Source organism: Labrys okinawensis, from assembly GCF_002982075.1.
Taxonomy (GTDB): Bacteria; Pseudomonadota; Alphaproteobacteria; order Rhizobiales; family Labraceae; genus Labrys; species Labrys okinawensis_A.
On record NZ_PUEJ01000009.1, the window covers coordinates 270458 to 285121 of the forward strand.

The 14664-nt window shown below is 57.4% G+C and carries 16 protein-coding genes and 2 tRNA genes; 13 read left to right on the forward strand and 5 right to left on the reverse strand.

The annotated features are described in order from the left end of the window. Positions 1 to 26 precede the first annotated feature (26 nt). The 10 genes from C5L14_RS23245 (at position 27) to C5L14_RS23295 (ending at position 10200) form a co-directional block, all read left to right on the forward strand. Positions 27 to 542: a hypothetical protein gene (locus C5L14_RS23245; protein ID WP_105864448.1), complete on the forward strand. Its 516-nt coding sequence runs from the start codon at positions 27 to 29 to the stop codon at positions 540 to 542. Beyond that, positions 539 to 772, forward strand: a complete 234-nt coding sequence (locus C5L14_RS23250) for a hypothetical protein (RefSeq protein ID WP_105864449.1) — start codon at positions 539 to 541, stop codon at positions 770 to 772. The genes C5L14_RS23245 and C5L14_RS23250 overlap by 4 nt, the downstream gene beginning before the upstream one ends. Further along, a complete protein-coding gene (locus C5L14_RS23255; protein WP_105864450.1) occupies positions 769 to 1578 on the forward strand; it encodes a hypothetical protein in 810 nt (269 codons plus the stop codon). The genes C5L14_RS23250 and C5L14_RS23255 overlap by 4 nt, the downstream gene beginning before the upstream one ends. Beyond that, positions 1575 to 2342 carry a head maturation protease, ClpP-related gene (locus C5L14_RS23260; RefSeq protein ID WP_105864451.1) on the forward strand — a complete coding sequence of 256 codons (768 nt, stop codon included), beginning with the start codon at positions 1575 to 1577 and terminating at the stop codon, positions 2340 to 2342. Before C5L14_RS23255 ends, C5L14_RS23260 begins: the two co-directional genes overlap by 4 nt. Next, the gene (locus tag C5L14_RS23265; RefSeq protein ID WP_105864452.1) at positions 2342 to 3487 is read left to right on the forward strand and encodes a phage baseplate assembly protein; all 1146 of its coding nucleotides are present in this window, start codon (positions 2342 to 2344) and stop codon (positions 3485 to 3487) included. Before C5L14_RS23260 ends, C5L14_RS23265 begins: the two co-directional genes overlap by 1 nt. Further along, the gene (locus tag C5L14_RS23270) at positions 3487 to 5601 is read left to right on the forward strand and encodes a hypothetical protein (RefSeq protein WP_105864453.1); all 2115 of its coding nucleotides are present in this window, start codon (positions 3487 to 3489) and stop codon (positions 5599 to 5601) included. Before C5L14_RS23265 ends, C5L14_RS23270 begins: the two co-directional genes overlap by 1 nt. Before the next feature lie 67 nt (positions 5602 to 5668). Continuing rightward, a complete protein-coding gene (locus C5L14_RS23275; protein ID WP_146127004.1) occupies positions 5669 to 7456 on the forward strand; it encodes a hypothetical protein in 1788 nt (595 codons plus the stop codon). 223 nt (positions 7457 to 7679) lie between these two features. Next, on the forward strand, positions 7680 to 8687 hold the full coding sequence (locus C5L14_RS30085) for a hypothetical protein (protein ID WP_146127005.1): 1008 nt from the start codon (positions 7680 to 7682) through the stop codon (positions 8685 to 8687). 753 nt (positions 8688 to 9440) lie between these two features. Further along, a complete protein-coding gene (locus C5L14_RS30995) occupies positions 9441 to 9731 on the forward strand; it encodes a DUF3892 domain-containing protein (protein WP_105864457.1) in 291 nt (96 codons plus the stop codon). A gap of 70 nt (positions 9732 to 9801) precedes the next feature. After that, positions 9802 to 10200, forward strand: a complete 399-nt coding sequence (locus C5L14_RS23295; protein WP_105864458.1) for a DUF2513 domain-containing protein — start codon at positions 9802 to 9804, stop codon at positions 10198 to 10200. A 128-nt stretch (positions 10201 to 10328) separates the two neighbouring features. Here C5L14_RS23295 and C5L14_RS23300 read toward each other — a convergent pair whose 3' ends face one another. From C5L14_RS23300 to C5L14_RS23310, 3 genes are all read right to left on the reverse strand, one after another. Next, complete coding sequence (locus tag C5L14_RS23300) at positions 10329 to 12413, reverse strand: hypothetical protein (protein ID WP_245443518.1); 2085 nt, start codon at positions 12411 to 12413, stop codon at positions 10329 to 10331. A 379-nt stretch (positions 12414 to 12792) separates the two neighbouring features. Then, entirely contained in the window at positions 12793 to 12993 is a 201-nt protein-coding gene (locus C5L14_RS23305; RefSeq protein ID WP_105864459.1) for a hypothetical protein, read from the reverse strand. Between the two features lie 85 nt (positions 12994 to 13078). Next, positions 13079 to 13279, reverse strand: coding sequence for a hypothetical protein (locus C5L14_RS23310; protein WP_245443520.1), 201 nt, complete (start codon positions 13277 to 13279; stop codon positions 13079 to 13081). Positions 13280 to 13432: 153 nt separating this feature from the next. On the opposite strand from C5L14_RS23310, the gene C5L14_RS30090 reads away from it, so the two are divergent. The 3 genes from C5L14_RS30090 to C5L14_RS23320 all read left to right on the forward strand — a co-directional run bounded on the left by C5L14_RS30090 (position 13433) and on the right by C5L14_RS23320 (position 13956). After that, positions 13433 to 13618: a hypothetical protein gene (locus tag C5L14_RS30090; protein ID WP_146127006.1), complete on the forward strand. Its 186-nt coding sequence runs from the start codon at positions 13433 to 13435 to the stop codon at positions 13616 to 13618. A 22-nt stretch (positions 13619 to 13640) separates the two neighbouring features. Then, positions 13641 to 13871 (forward strand): hypothetical protein, encoded by a 231-nt coding sequence (locus C5L14_RS23315; protein ID WP_146127007.1) that lies wholly within the window; start codon positions 13641 to 13643, stop codon positions 13869 to 13871. 7 nt (positions 13872 to 13878) lie between these two features. Further along, positions 13879 to 13956 (forward strand) — tRNA-Arg (locus tag C5L14_RS23320). Positions 13957 to 14050: 94 nt separating this feature from the next. Here C5L14_RS23320 and C5L14_RS23325 read toward each other — a convergent pair. Both C5L14_RS23325 and C5L14_RS23330 read right to left on the reverse strand, forming a co-directional pair. Beyond that, positions 14051 to 14125 (reverse strand) — tRNA-Gly (locus tag C5L14_RS23325). Positions 14126 to 14287: 162 nt separating this feature from the next. Continuing rightward, the coding region (locus C5L14_RS23330) for a nitroreductase family protein (RefSeq protein WP_181161304.1) at positions 14288 to 14664 on the reverse strand (377 nt) is incomplete at its 5' end.

The window sequence follows — 14664 nt, forward strand, 5'->3', positions numbered from 1 at the left end:
CAGCTTTCACGAAAGGCCAACACATCATGCCCGCCGCCATCCGGCAGGTGGCGTCGTTGCTTGACCGCCATCTCAACCTGATCGCCCCCCGCGGGCGATACTATGTCGACCGCCTTCGTGCTGTCGGCCTCATGCCAAATACACCCGGCGTACCCGAACCAGCCACAGCCGAGCACATCGCGCTCCTGCTTGTCAGCGCCATGATTGGGCCGTCTCCAGCGCTGCCTTCCGCTGAATATCTGCGTCTGGTCAGTGACACCGGTGGGACCCTGTTGCAGGCCCTGGAACGCTTCCTGGCCGCCCCGCAGGACTTGTTCGAACTTGGTCTCGACACGATCAGCCCGGCCGCCCTGATCCGGTTTCGGGAGCCCAACGGCAATATCGCGGAAGAGTCATTTCTTCCCGAAACCGACATGCCCAGATCGAAAATCCGTCGCATCGCGATTGTCGACGGCAACGCCTTCAATGCCCTGGCCATCGCCATTCGCACTTCCACCATTCCCACCCGCTCGCGCCGCCGTAGGCGCCGGAGAATTTCATGAACGACACACCCACCACCACCGACATCGTCAATGACGACGCCACCCTCGCCATCGTCGCCGTCAGCGCGGCCACGGTAGCGTACGCCGAGGCAACTCCCGCGGAGAAGCGGGTGATGCTGAAAGGCGCAAAGGCCATTCTCTCTATTTATGGCGCCCATCAGGATCTCGACGCCCACGCCGCGAAATGGCGCGGCGCCGTTGCCAAGACCACGGCGGAGAACGTGCAATGAAGATCCTGGGCACCATTGCCGCCGCCCTGAAGGGTAAGACGGCGCTGACATCAACGAAACTGGCCGATCTCATCACGCAGACCGAAGCCGAGACCGCCGCGGCTCGCCGGCGCCTGGCCGAATTGGAAGCCAAGCGGCCGGATATGGCTATTGCCGATGAAGCCGACCGTCGGCGGTATCGTAGCGACTTGGCTTCGACCCGTGACGACGTAGAGGACGGCGAGGCCGCCCTTCAATCCTTGCGGACGAAGCACACCGCCGCGATCGAGGCCGAGGCAGAGGACGGCAGGAAGCGCACCCACAAGGCCGCGAAGGCCAGGGCAGACGAACTGCCAAATCTGATCGACGAATATGGTCGGCTGGCGCAATTGGTGCGCGACGTTGTCGCCAAGATCGCCGAGATCGACGGTGTGGTGCGCACTGCCAATTCGGATCTTCCAGCCGATACGGCCCACATTGCCGGCTCCAGCGAGCTGCGCTCCGTTCCGGCAGCGCCTCGTGAGATCGTCAAGGAGAAGACCGTCGACCTCTGGGTGCGCGAAGGTCGGCGCGAGCCGGCCTCCGAGATCGTCCAGGCCAAGGTGCGGGAAGAAAGCAATGGCAGGGGCTATCACCGTCCCGAACACTCGCCCGTGCCGGAGTATTACGCCAAGCAGTGGTTCACCCGTCTCGAATATCGCGAGGCCGCGCCTGCCGTGCACGCCATCAGCTTCGGCGAGATTGTTCTGCCCGACGCCTACGCTCCAAAGCCCAAAGCCGAACGGCCGGTGCTCGTCGAGCACATTCCGCTGAAAGCTGCCGCATGAACGAGATTTGTATTTTCGACCCTATCGGAGTCGACCCCGAGACCGGCGTCGGCGTGACCGCCAAACAATTCGATAGCCAATTGAAAGAGCTGGGTTCGCCTGGCTCTATTCTTTTGCGCATCAACTCGCCAGGCGGCGACGTTATGGACGCGATGGCGATCTATTCGATGCTTAAGGCCAGCCGCGCACGCATTACGGCCAGGATCGAAGGCATTGCTGCCAGCGCGGCATCTCTCATTGCCATGGCCGCCGATCACATCGAGATCTCGCCTAACGCGTTCATGCTCATTCACATGCCCTATACCACGGCTACGGGCGACGCTGACGACCTCGCCACCGCTGCCGGCGACTTGAAGCGCATGTCTGACTCATACGCCAAGATCTATTCGGCCCGCTCTGGCCAGTCTGTAGCGGCGGTTCGGGCGCTGATGGACGAAGACCGTCTGATGAGCGCCGACGAGGCCATCCGGCTCGGCTACGCCGACAACCTAGCGAGTGGAATGGGCGACGCCCCCAACATGTCGTCCCTGCCGCGAAAGCACCGTGCGACCATCAAAGCTGCTCGTCGTGACCGGTCGTTCGGCTGGGACGCGGCGCTGGCTTTGGCCAGCGGCAAGCGCAAGCTCAATTTGCAGCACAATACGGCCATCAACGCAAGTTGGGAAAAAGCCATCGCGGCCATCGCTAAGGAGCGTGGTGGCTCGGCCGATACGGCCGGCAATGGATGGGATGCAGCGTTGCGCAAAACGTTCGGGAGGCGTTGATGCCCAAGCCGCAAGAGACCTGCGTCGTCACCATCAACGGCCGGGAATTTCGGGATTGGGAGTCGGTGCAGGCATCGACGAGCTACAGCACGGCGACTCGGGTCGTCGTGCTGACAGTGACGGAAAGCCCAGGCACCAATGGCAAGGTTGGCCAAGCTCTCCAGATCAAGCCCGGCGATCAGGCAACCGTGACCTTGGCCGGCCAATTGTTCCTTTCGGGCAGAGTGTATGAGCGCCAGGCCGCATTCGATGCGAACAATCATTCGGTGCGTGTTGCCGTCGCTTCGAATGTCCAGCCCACCACCCGCGCGTCTGTTCCGCTGAAGGATGGCAATTTCAAAGGCTATAACTTTCAGGCGATTGCCAACAAGGTGCTGGCTCCGCTCGGTGTGAAATTCAAGGTCCAGAACCCTCCGCCTGGTTTCGACAAACCATTTCGGAACGTGCAGACCGAACCGGGGGAGTCCGTGTGGACGTTGCTGGAGCGTTTGTCTCGCTACCGAGGAATCCGCCTTATCGACGACGCGGAAGGCAACTTGGTTGCCCACGGCTCGGCGTCTAAGGACAGCAAGGGCGGCCTGGTCGAAGGTCAGAACATTCTCTCGGCATCTGCCCAGATTGAATATGTCATCGACACCAGCGCTGACGTAGTCGGCAGCCAAAAGGGCAGCGATACGACAACGCCGGACCAAAACCGTGGCAGCGCGGCGAAATACGAAATGTCGGGCGGAACCTACAAAGTGCACTCCGTGGCCCATATGGATGTCCCCGGCGACGCCGACGACGCGCGTCGGTTTGCCGAGACGCACCAGCTTCTTAGCGGAGCAAGGCAGGCCACCGCGCAGATCGTATCGCAGGGATGGCTTTTGGCTAGTGGCAAGCTGCCAGCGGTCTATGACTCGATCGAAATAGACAGTCCCATGCTCATGTTGAAGACGAACGAACTGCCGGTGGCAGAGCTGCTGTTTAGCCAGGATCAAAGTGGCACGCGAACAACCTGGCTGTTCCAGAAAGTTCTTTCGAAGAACCCGGACGTGAACGGCTCGCCTCCGCCGCAAACTCCGGCCCAGGAAGCTACTCAAAACGACATAACCCCAGGCAACCCCGTGGTGAACATGGACTACGGCAGAGGACACGTGACCTGATGGCAGAAGAACTTGTATTACCGGCGAGCGTAACTGACCGCTTCAGCAAGCCATTGCAAGACCTTCAGAAAAAGCTGAAGGATTTTCGCCCCTCGGACGGCATGCGCGCCGTGGAGCGTAATTTTCGGACATTGCGCGATCAGGTCAACCAGGCCACTCGCGCCATCAAGGACGCGGGCAATGGCCTTGCCGGCGGCATGGGCTTGCCCGGGTTATCGATCGGTGCTCTGTCGGCGGCCGGCGCTATTGCGGCACTAACCGCCAACACCCGCCAGTTCGCAACACAGACGGTCGCAATGCGGAATTTCGCCCGCGACACCGGCATCGCGACCGCCAAGTTGAAAGAACTGCAAGCCGTATCGGCCGGCCTGGGCATCGACTCCGACGCCATGAAGCAGGCCGTGACCTTCTCGGCGCAGAACGCGGACGCCCTGCGGCGCCATCAGGGGACGTTCCAAGAGCTATCGGCCCTTGGCCCCGGCGGCCGGTCGATCGCCAACGACTTGGCAGGCACGAAGTCGAACGACGAGGTTTTGGAGAAAAGCCTTCGGTACCTCCAAAACCAGAAGGACGCCCAGCAGAGGCGCACCCTGGCTAGGATGCTGTTCGGCGACGAGTCCATGGGCGCGCTCGGCAATGAGAGCCCCGCCGACCTGGCAACGCGCCGGTCCGCGGCCCGCGCCTCGATCAGTCAACAGTCAAAGGACGACGAGGAAAAGGCGAAGGCGTTCTTGGATTCCACGGAGCGAGTCAGTGCTGCGTTGGACAAGATCAAGCTCAGTGTTGGCGGCGCTCTAGCACCTAACCTGACGGCGGTTGCGGACGCCATGGCGGCTTTCGCGAATGCCAATTCAGGACAGGTGAAGGCATTTTTCGACGATGTTGGAAAAACGCTCAGCTCGCACAATTGGTCCGAGGACGCTGCGGCGATTGCCCTGGTTTTCGGCAAGACCAGGGCATTCATTGAATATATGACGAGCCTTTCGCCCAAGCTTGACCAGAACATGGCCGGCAGCCGCGATGCAGCCAAACCGGGCGAGATATTCCAGCAGAAAACCGGCACATGGCTCGATCAGTTGCCTAAGAACTGGTTTAGCCTGGGTCTGAAGAAGGGGAGCTTTGCGGACTGGCTCCTCAACGGAAGTGAGCCTGGGCAACCAGCACATCCCCATACTGCGACACCCACGCCCGGAACAGACCCGAATGCCAACCGCGGCATGCGCGAGACGTTTATGGGCGCCGATCCGATCGCGTATCGACCAGGCGCCCGTGCAGCTTTCACCGGCATGGCGCGCGCGCAAGACACCGTTGCCACGATCGCGGCAGGCGTGACGAAGGGCATGCAAGACTTCGCGCAGACGCTGCAGGCTGGCGACGGTGGCGCGCCTAGCGCGGGTGGAGGCGGTGGAGGTGGCTTTATGAAAGCCAGCTACCAGCCTGGAGGTGGCGCTCGCGGGGCACTCAATGGGATGAGAGCGGTTCGAGAGGCCGTTGGCGTCACCACACCATCATACAATCCCGGCTCGGAGCCTGCCGGCAAGCGTATCGGTGGTACGCGCTCATGGCGAAATTTTAATCCGGGTAATATCGAGTATGGGAAGTTCGCAGCATCTCACGGCGCCATTGGCACTGATGGCAGATTCGCGATTTTTCCGGATTACGCGACCGGCAGAAAAGCGCAGGAGAGCCTGCTGTTCGACTCGAAGCGCTATCGCGACCTCACTCTGTCCGGCGCCATCCATCGATGGGCACCGGCAAGTGAGAACAATGTTCCAGCCTATCTGAAAGCGATGGGTGCTGACCCAAACACGCGCATGCGCGACTTCACGCCTGCCCAGCGCCAGCAACTTCTCAACGCCATGCAGCGGCATGAAGGCTGGCGAGCCGGGCGGATTATTGGTGCAGATCCGACGCCAACCGCAAGCGCGACGCCCAGGAAGTCGGCGGCCAATACCCGCGCCAAAGCGGACGCCGCGGCTGCCGGCCGGGATGGTCTACACGGTCGCGTTTCGATCGATGTTAGGTCGAAGGATCACCCTGTGGATGCCAAAACGGACGGCTCGCCCTTGTTCCAAGAACTCTCGATCAAGCGCGGGAACCTGATGAGCATCTAGGCTCGCGCTCCCACCACAATCTCAACATTCAGCCCCGCTTCGGCGGGGCTTCTTTTTTGGAGCACCCATGACCGGTGTTGTTACCAACTTCGTCGCGAACACCCTGGCCAGAGCGGACCAGATCAACGCGGCCTTTCTGCAGGCGTTTCCGGCCTCAGCTGTTACCACGTTCTCCGAGACCGTACTGTCAAAAACGAGCGCGTCGCAATGGCGCGTGACTGTTGGTGCTGTTGCCGCCCCCGCTGCCGCAAATGACAATGAAGTGGCGTTGTTTGATACCGGCGCTGGGGCTGTGAAAAGCAGCGGCGCGGTGTGGGGTGATGTGGCTCGGGTCAACATCAACCAGACTTGGACCGCGGCGCAGACCTTCAATGGCGGCGCTTTGGTGCCCAACCAGTCGGTAGGCGAAGGCAATGGAAACGTCGCAAACACGAAGTACGTCTATGACTTCTTCAATGCGGCGTTCAACGTCACCGTCGCGCCCTTGGCCTCCCCCGCCTTCACCGGCAACCCGACTGCTCCGACGCCTTCGGCCGGCGATAACGACACCAGCATCGCCACGACGGCCTTTGTGCAGGGTGAGCTGAATAGCCCGAAAGTCAGGGTGCTGGCATCGCCACCGATCCAGAACTATTCAGCGAATGTCACGCTTGCTAAGAGCGACACTGGCTCGATCATTCGCCTCAGTAGCGGGACCACGTTTATTACGACATTGCCGGACAATGGTACCGGTACCCAGCCCTGCAAATATTACATCTTCAACGCATCTACGGTGCCGCAGACGCTCAAAGTGGCTGCCAACAACTATATCTACTCGCGTAGCGGCGTCAGCGCATCCGGTGGCACTTACACGATCGCTCCCAAAGGTGCCGTCGCGGTCTATGCGGCCAATTGGGACTGGCACCTTATCGAAAACCCGCCCCTGGGTTCGGCCGCACTCTTGAACGTCGGAACCAGCGCTGGCCAGGTGGTTCAACTCGATGGCTCCGCTAGGCTGCCGGCTGTGGATGGGAGTCAGTTAACCAACGTCAACGCGGCGGCGGTCCCGGTTCGCCAGACGGTTCTTTCCGGCCCGGCAGCCAGTGGCTTGCCCAATTTCTTGCCGGCTACTTCGGGCTCGCTCTCACTGACCAGCCAGAACATTTCGACTGGCAGCGCGGCACTTGTCGTCACCGCCGCAAACGGCTTCGGCGCCAGCGGCGCGGCAAATGTCATCGGCATGTCAACGACCAACCTGACTTGGTCGGGGCTCGCCGCCTCCACGACCGTATATCTGGGCGTAACGATTAGCGGCGGCGCCCTGACTCCGTTCTCGACGACGCTGGAGCCGGTCTATCAGCGCGGCGGGACGATCTCGACCACGAACGGCCAGTACACATTCGATATCGTCGCCATGCAGATGTATCTGGGTAATGGCTCGGTGGCCAACCCGGTGAATGCTGTCTTTGTCGGTGAGGTGGTGACGGGCGCAAGTTCGGTCACGAGCACGATCGCCTACGCCTACCAGGGGATCTACGTCTATGACGACACGGGCTCGCTGCCCGGTGCCGGGACGAATGTGGCGAAAAATCATAACATCGGCGTCAATGCTGATGTCGTCGCCAGGTTGCGTGCTCGCTGCGTGACGGCTGAACTCGGCTATTCGGTCGGCGACATGCTCGATTGTCCCCATCTGTGGGGCAGCGCGGCGGCGGCTTCGTTCGAAGTCGCGACCCGGAAAAACGTCGTCACGTTCACGACCGGCAGCACCTATGCGGGCTGGCATGCCGTCAACTTAAGCACCGGCGCGACTTCGACCACCGGTCTCACCCTTGCGCGGTGGCGCTATCAGATCAGAGTCGAAAGGGGTTGGTGATCTAAGAGCGAAGGCCCGGCAAGTGTGGAACTGCCGGGCCTTCGGCCCCTGATACGCAACGCGAGGCAGGGGTATTGATAGGCTGGGCGGTACCTTGGTTTGAATACCAGAGTTTACTGGCGACGAAAGCAAGTTGACCCTGTATAAGTCTTCCCCAGGATATTGCTTTTTTTGGTCGACGCTCGATAGAATCGCTTTCTAGTTCGGTGCTAGGGAGAATCGCATGTCAGAGCAAACCATCACATTGCTGAAACTAGCGATGGGGCGTTATCCATCAGTTGACGTCGTAGTTCCTGGAAGTTTATTAGTAGAAGTTTGCAATTATTACTATAATAAACAAGAAGCTATAGCGTTTATTGTTGGTTCAGGTGTAGAAAATGACGCGCCGGATAAGACAAATGCCATATACATATCGGATCTAGAAGAGAACGAAGATAATTTTTCTTTGCTCCTTGTGAGGGGAGACCCGGGCAGGGCTTTACCGGGATTTGTTAATCCAACAACCAGAGATGTGATTCAGATTGAGGCAGACGAGCCCGGCTACGTGCCTGGTGCATCTTGTCATGTAGTAATTTCGAAACAGGAAATTGCAGCAGGCGCCGACCAGGGTCGTTTTCGGGTGGCTATTCAGAGAACGCGAGGGATCGGTCGCGCACTTGTTCGAGAATTTCTCGCTCATCTCCTAGCGAAATACTCCGCCGAGAACCCCCATAAATTCATTGCCGAAAAGAAGCGACAACGGAAAAACGAAAAACCGGAGACCATTTCGTATCGTCCAACCTTGCGACTCCATCCGCAGGAAAATGGAAGTCTAAAAGGCGATCTGGAACAGGGGCGCATCGGCGGTTTTAAATTAACGAGAGGAAAGACGAAATATATGGGCGAAGCAGATGAAGCTATAATTGAAAAGCTTGATGTGCAGCTTCAGGCAAAGATTGCGCCAACAAGTGATGTAAAAAAAGTAACTGCACTCATCAACCACATAAAAGGTGCCCTCGAAAACATATCATTTGAGAATTTAAACCTAGAATTGGTGGATGATGCTGGCCATTCGGTGGATAGCACGGGCACCATAGCGATAGACGCTCTTGACGATGGCGACATGCGTTATTGCAAAACAATATCGATGCCAGGAATCGGGCCTGAACTAACTGAATGTCACGCTAAAATATTCGTTCCGATTCAGAAGTTTGCGATGAAGTGTCTCAATAAACCAGAATATTGGAAATAACATGTGGTGGATAAGAGAAATATCATCGTGCTTTAAGTTTATATCCATAACAGGGGTCGAGCCTGCACATAAAAGCAAGAGGGTATATGAATTTTTTATACCGGTATTTCTTTCTTTAGTATTCTATACATTCTATTGGCTTTTCCCTTCATCCTTCAGTGGCAACATATTGTCTGGGTTAGGGGACAAGATATTCCAATTTATGGTGTTTGTAGTTCCTTTTCATCTGGCTGCTTTGGCCGCATTTGCCGCCTTCCAGGCGTCCGGGCTCGATGACGTATTGCCGGGGAACCACGCCCAATTGCGGGTATGGAGCAATCAGGACAATGGATATTTTTATAAAGCTTTGACTTTGAGGCAATATATAAGCCTTTTGTTTGGCTATTTGTGCTCAATTGGAATTTTCTATATACTTGTATATCTCATTGTCTCTAACATTAACATTAAATTTGAAGCTGAATTATATAATACAATTTTTAATAATGCTTTATTAATTTTCATTGTATTCTTTATAATACATTATGTTACGCTTACGATATATTCCATTACATTTTTATTCGACAAGGTGAATAGGGTAGATTCGCCGTAGTGGTGGTTTGGTTCTCCACTGCCAAGTACCGCAGGGCTTTTCGACGGCGAGCTGCATCCACCCCCGAATCCTTTCACTTCAGCTCGCGCGTATGAGGCGGTAGTATTTAACGCCGCTGTCACGTCAGAGGTTCTGTACTGCCCAACGCAAACGGGGAGGCAGTTATGGCGGGTCGTTTTCAGATAAAATGCATCAACAAGCCAAATCGCGATAGCTCAGTAGAGCACATCACTCACGTTGGAGGCTTTGGGCCACCACAGTGGAAGCTCTCAGTCGAAGAAGTTATTCGACGGATTGAAACCAAAGGTGCGGACCACGAGGACTTTTACGTTCAGGTTGGGGTATACACCGCTAATGTAGTCGTTGTGTCCCCAGTAGGGCGGCGTAAATATATCAAGACCGAGCCAGATTCGGTTGGTTTTGACAATTTACTCAGTCTGCCTGAATGCCCGTGACGGCTCTATTGAAGCGCCCCTATGTGAAGGGCACCACCGGTCTTTTTCTTAGATAATTTTTGGATGGGACATGAAGCGCGATATGGATCTTATTCGCTCACTTGTTCTCGAAATCGAGAATGGGCGTGACTGGTTTGAAACTACATCGGATGAAACGGCGGAGATCCTTGGTATCGAAGGAAATGGCGTCAGCAAGGCGGAGGCCGACCGCCTAGAGTATCACCTTACTCTTCTTGAGAGCGCCGGTTTTGTCGAATTTACACATACGGGTGAGGGATGGATTGCGGAGCGCCTGTCGTGGAAAGGGCACGACTTTGCGGATAGCGTACGTGATGAAGAAATATGGCGTCGCACTAAAGCGGGAGCAAGCGCGGCCAAAGGATTCACCGTTGATTTATTGGTCGCCTTGGCTAAGGGATTTGTAAAAAAACAGATCGAGGATCGCACTGGTATTACGCTAGATCTGTAAATGTATGTGCCTGCTGACTTTCACGCGCGCCAATGGGTGATCGAGTCGTGTAGGTCCGCATCCCCCTGTGTCGCACTGAGCCAACTTAAGCCCGGCCGTGTTGAGATGGCCGGGCTTTTTGGTGGGGACTACGCCTCGTCCCTCCAAACCTGATTCAGAATCTTCGCCGCCAACGCTGCCTTATCCTGTGGCAGAAAGCGCCCATAGTGTTGGGCGACCATATCGGGCGTGTCCTGAATGGCGTAGCTGGCCTGCTCGTAGGAGCCTGTCTGTTTCAGGATATGGGTTGCCAGCACGTCGCGCACATTGTGCGGACCGTGGGGCAGGAGCCCCTTGATTGCGCCGCGGCCCGTGTAGGGGTTGTAGACCCCGTATCGCTGAATGGTCAGGCGCCACGCCTCATAGAACGTGTTTTCGTCATACGAAGCGTCGGCACTGGTGAGCTTCACTGTCTTTACAAAGAACGTCCCGGGGTCAGGCATTCCTCTAAGCAAGACGCGGCGGTGGCGACTGATGTAGGCCTCTATCTGGTCATAGAGGTCGACAACGTTTGGCAGCACCAGGCGAAATGGCTTGCTCCCGAAATATGAGGAATTGGAGTTTTTGAACGCAACGGCCGGAATCAGGACTTCCCATCCGGCATCTCGCTCGCTCCAGCGAAGCTCGCCACGCTTCACATCTTCCAGTTGCCGTTCTGTCCGCGGAGCCTGCCCGCGGGGGCATAGCATCAGCTGCCGTAGATTCTTTTGACGCAGTCCGAGATGGAGGCCCAGCCGAAGCAATAGGAAGGATCGAACCGCCTCGGCGGCGTCGCGAGGATATCGCCGTTCATCCGGAATGCGCCGCAGGATCTCGTCGGTGATCTTTCGGTATTCCCCAACAGGGCTGGGAGCCTCAAGAATCGGCATGATCGGCTCGAACGGATCACGATGGATCCGCGCGATCCTACTGATCTCCCGCACGCGGGCCGTTGCGTGTTTGTAGAATGCATCACAAGCGCCGTGCCAATCGGTTTTTGCTCGCTCGATTTCATCGGCGCTGATCAGCCCGGCGATTGGTCGCACTCGTTGCGCAAGCTGGCCGTGCTGCCTTAGCCAGCCCGTGTCCTGGCGAGTCAGTGCCAAGGCTATGCGCAGCATGTCCACTTCCCATGAGGTGTAGAAGCCACGGCGGCGCTCTCGCCACTGCAGATACCAATCCCAGATGCCAGGGAAGGCCAGCATCGCCAGCGTCAGATGAGAGTGTGGTACGCCGAGCCCTCTGACCTCGCCATTGGGAGAAGCTGCCAAAGCGCCCAACATGAGGCCAAGGTGCTCAAGCTTCTGTGATGCCGTCTCTTCGCCCCACACGCCATTTCGCTGCAATCCGAGCGCTGTCAGAGTGGAGGTTTTGAAGCTGATCAGCTCCGCCATCTCCATTCTGAGGCGAGGAGGAGCGTCAACAACGCCGGAGAATAGTTCGGGGTCGGCATCGAGATGTTCGGAAGATGCATCCTCAGCGTCGAACTTATCCCAGCCGAAGCCGCTAGAGCGCCCGAAGACCACACCCGGGAATCGGATGGCGTATCTCTGCTTCATAGCAGCGGCTTGGAAAAGTCGATAGCCAGTGGCGCCGCTAATGATTACACGTCTAACCCACTCGACGATCTCTTCCTGTTTGTCCAACGGCAGAAAGTTGAATTCTGGAGGCAGATGCCACGCCATTCGGCGGCGCTCTGACGGCGATATGTCGTCGAGATGAAAGCCCGTCGAAGCGCGGGATTGATGTGGAAGTTTGCTGGTGAAATATCCCGCCGGTAGCCGATAGCGGCGCTCAATACGTGCCAGAATCTCCATACTTTCGACGCTGCGGGGGACCTTGGTTCCTTTGATCCAGCTGAAGATAGTCTTTCGATCCGTGCTCCCATCGGCCGGGACAACGGCGCGATGAAGATGCCATGCGGTATCGTCATGGCGCCGCATGTGCAGAGCCAATGCCTCTGGGAACGTCTGCGGTTCATCTACAACGTCAAAGAGCGCCTTCGGGAACTCCACCACTGGCTTGGGTGGGACACCTGTCTTTTTCCGCTCGGCCGGCTTGGGAGGCGACTGCCTGGCGTCAGGCTGCTTGGTCGCACTAATCGCCGTCGCGGTGAGCGGGGCGTGGCAAAAGCCGGGCTGATTTTGGCGCGGCGCCGGCAGAGGGCGTTTTCGGCCCAAAGTCTCGAAGGTCATAAACGTCTTTCTTGCCCAAAATAATAGATTCTCCTTCACGTTACCCAAAAGCAATATAAAGCGAATCGTAGGCGGAATCGACGTGTTTATGATATAAAATTCAAGCGCATAAATAACATTTCAAAAGAATTTTCATCAAAAGTTGATGCGATTTTCGCTCTAGAATGCGATTATCGCATCAACATCTTTTGTGATCGAGCAGCACGATTCGTGTTACATGCCATCACGAATTGTGAAGTTGTGATTTCATGATTGAAGCTAGGATTTCTTTTTTTGGGAATTAGTGCTTTTGTTTTGGAAGCCGCGCAGCGGCGGACCGCCCGGCCTCAGCTTAGAACGTCGGACGGCAAGGTGTTCAGGCCGAAGTGGCGATAGGCGCCTACTTCTTGTAGCGCCCGCCATTGGGCAGGCTTGTCAAAATCGCCAGGGTGATCCCCGCAACCAGTCCCGTAATTAGAGATCCGAACAGCATATCCGTCGGGCTCGATACGAAGCGATGCCAGCCGATCACAGCCTTGGCGACGCAATAGGCAAGCCCGAACAGCACGACGTGCAAGACGAATTGTTTGAGCTTGGACATGTTCAGCGGTTCCGGTAACGCCCGATGACCATAGCACGGCCGGGCCGCTCTTGCAGTGCTCTGCCTAACGAGGGAGGGGGCGCAGCTACCCGCCGCCAAACTGTGTCGTGTCGTCTGGTCCGGTCTTGAGTGTCACACCAACGCCGGTCGATACCGTGCCGCCTTCTAGAAACTGAATGCCCTTCCCCTCAAGAGCGAAGCGGATGGCCGACAGTGTATCAGGATATCCCTTCGTATGGCCGTTCTCGAATCTCGTGATGGTCATAGCCGACACACCGGCCATCATGGCTAGGTCTCTTACACCGATCTCAAGGGCGGCTCGGGCCATCCGGCATTGCGCAGGGGATATCATCATTGAAACCTGTTGACATGGTAAACAGCTTGATACATGTTTACAGGGTAAACAGGTTTAGCGATATCCGCAACAAGAGGTGCTTCAATGCCCGCCAACAAGGTTAACAAACCAGCCATTCCGACAGCCGGCCCGACCTGGGAGGAACTGGCCCGGATGTTCGCGTACCTGGGAATGATGATCGATGACACCAAGAAGCCCGGCCGGTTGTTCGCCCAGCTGGCCACGGCTTGCCAGGACATCGCGGCCGGCACGTATCCGACGCAACGGTAGTGTGGGGAATGCCATGACTACCATGACCGCCACACGCGATCACACCGCGGATGCCGCCCACGAGGAAGAGATCCGCGGCCTCATAATGGAGGCCGGCATTCTCGTCGACCTGCTGGAGGCCCTCGCGAAGGACATCCAGCGGCTTGAGCAACACGGGCTTCTACGTGCCCCGCTCTCCGTAGAGCGTGCCGATCATGTCGCCTATCTGATCAAAGGGCGCGCCGAGCGGCTTTGGCGGGAACGAGCCGCCTGACCAACACGGCCCGCTAGCAAAACTGGAGAATGCGCCGGAAGTTCTACTCCGGGAGGTGCACGTTCGAATCGTGCGCGGGCTGCCAATTATCCGTGGCGACTCGGTGGCGACTCATCAACCAAGCCTTGGCTGCCGCCGCTATAGTAGCTTTGTAACCATCTGATTTATATGGCGGTTTTTGGAGCGGGCGATGGGAATCGAACCCACGACATTCAGCTTGGGAAGCTGACGTTCTACCTCTGAACTACGCCCGCACAGATTGCTGCGATCTTGTAGCCTGTTTCTCGGGCGTGGATCAAGGCCGCCCATATGCTTTTCGTTGGATGTGACAAGGCCCGGCACAAGGCCGGGCCTGACGCTCTCGTCATCATTGGCTTATCGTGCCGGTTCGCGGCGGCAGCAGCGATCGCCGACCCTCAGCTGAAGACCTTGAAGCGGTCATTGTCGTTCATGAAGCTCTTCTCGGGGAAGGGCTGTTCGTTGGAGCCGAAGGGCATCTGGGCGCGCAGCTTCCAGGATTTCGGCACATTCCATTCCTTCTGCACGGCCTCGTCGACCAGCGGCGCGTAATGCTGCAGGCTGGCGCCGATGCCATGCTCGGCCAGGGCCGTCCATACGGCGAACTGAGCCATGCCGCCGGACTGCTCGGAGAAAGCGGGGAAGGCATCGGCATAGAGCGGGAATTTCTCCTGCAGGCTCTTCACCACGTCCTGGTCCTCGAAGAACAGCACGGTACCGGCGCCGGCGGCGAAGGAATCCATCTTGGCCTCGGTCGAGGCGAAGCTGTCGGCCG

What these genes read in the sequence shown, in the direction of transcription:
- C5L14_RS23245 (WP_105864448.1), top strand. Translation starts at nt 27, where the DNA reads ATGCCCGCCGCCATCCGGCAGGTGGCGTCGTTGCTTGACCGCCATCTC.
- C5L14_RS23250 (WP_105864449.1), top strand. Translation starts at nt 539, where the DNA reads ATGAACGACACACCCACCACCACCGACATCGTCAATGACGACGCCACC.
- C5L14_RS23255 (WP_105864450.1), top strand. Translation starts at nt 769, where the DNA reads ATGAAGATCCTGGGCACCATTGCCGCCGCCCTGAAGGGTAAGACGGCG.
- C5L14_RS23260 (WP_105864451.1), top strand. Translation starts at nt 1,575, where the DNA reads ATGAACGAGATTTGTATTTTCGACCCTATCGGAGTCGACCCCGAGACC.
- C5L14_RS23265 (WP_105864452.1), top strand. Translation starts at nt 2,342, where the DNA reads ATGCCCAAGCCGCAAGAGACCTGCGTCGTCACCATCAACGGCCGGGAA.
- C5L14_RS23270 (WP_105864453.1), top strand. Translation starts at nt 3,487, where the DNA reads ATGGCAGAAGAACTTGTATTACCGGCGAGCGTAACTGACCGCTTCAGC.
- C5L14_RS23275 (WP_146127004.1), top strand. Translation starts at nt 5,669, where the DNA reads ATGACCGGTGTTGTTACCAACTTCGTCGCGAACACCCTGGCCAGAGCG.
- C5L14_RS30085 (WP_146127005.1), top strand. Translation starts at nt 7,680, where the DNA reads ATGTCAGAGCAAACCATCACATTGCTGAAACTAGCGATGGGGCGTTAT.
- C5L14_RS30995 (WP_105864457.1), top strand. Translation starts at nt 9,441, where the DNA reads ATGGCGGGTCGTTTTCAGATAAAATGCATCAACAAGCCAAATCGCGAT.
- C5L14_RS23295 (WP_105864458.1), top strand. Translation starts at nt 9,802, where the DNA reads ATGAAGCGCGATATGGATCTTATTCGCTCACTTGTTCTCGAAATCGAG.
- C5L14_RS23300 (WP_245443518.1), bottom strand. Translation starts at nt 12,413, where the DNA reads ATGACCTTCGAGACTTTGGGCCGAAAACGCCCTCTGCCGGCGCCGCGC.
- C5L14_RS23305 (WP_105864459.1), bottom strand. Translation starts at nt 12,993, where the DNA reads ATGTCCAAGCTCAAACAATTCGTCTTGCACGTCGTGCTGTTCGGGCTT.
- C5L14_RS23310 (WP_245443520.1), bottom strand. Translation starts at nt 13,279, where the DNA reads ATGATGGCCGGTGTGTCGGCTATGACCATCACGAGATTCGAGAACGGC.
- C5L14_RS30090 (WP_146127006.1), top strand. Translation starts at nt 13,433, where the DNA reads ATGCCCGCCAACAAGGTTAACAAACCAGCCATTCCGACAGCCGGCCCG.
- C5L14_RS23315 (WP_146127007.1), top strand. Translation starts at nt 13,641, where the DNA reads ATGACCGCCACACGCGATCACACCGCGGATGCCGCCCACGAGGAAGAG.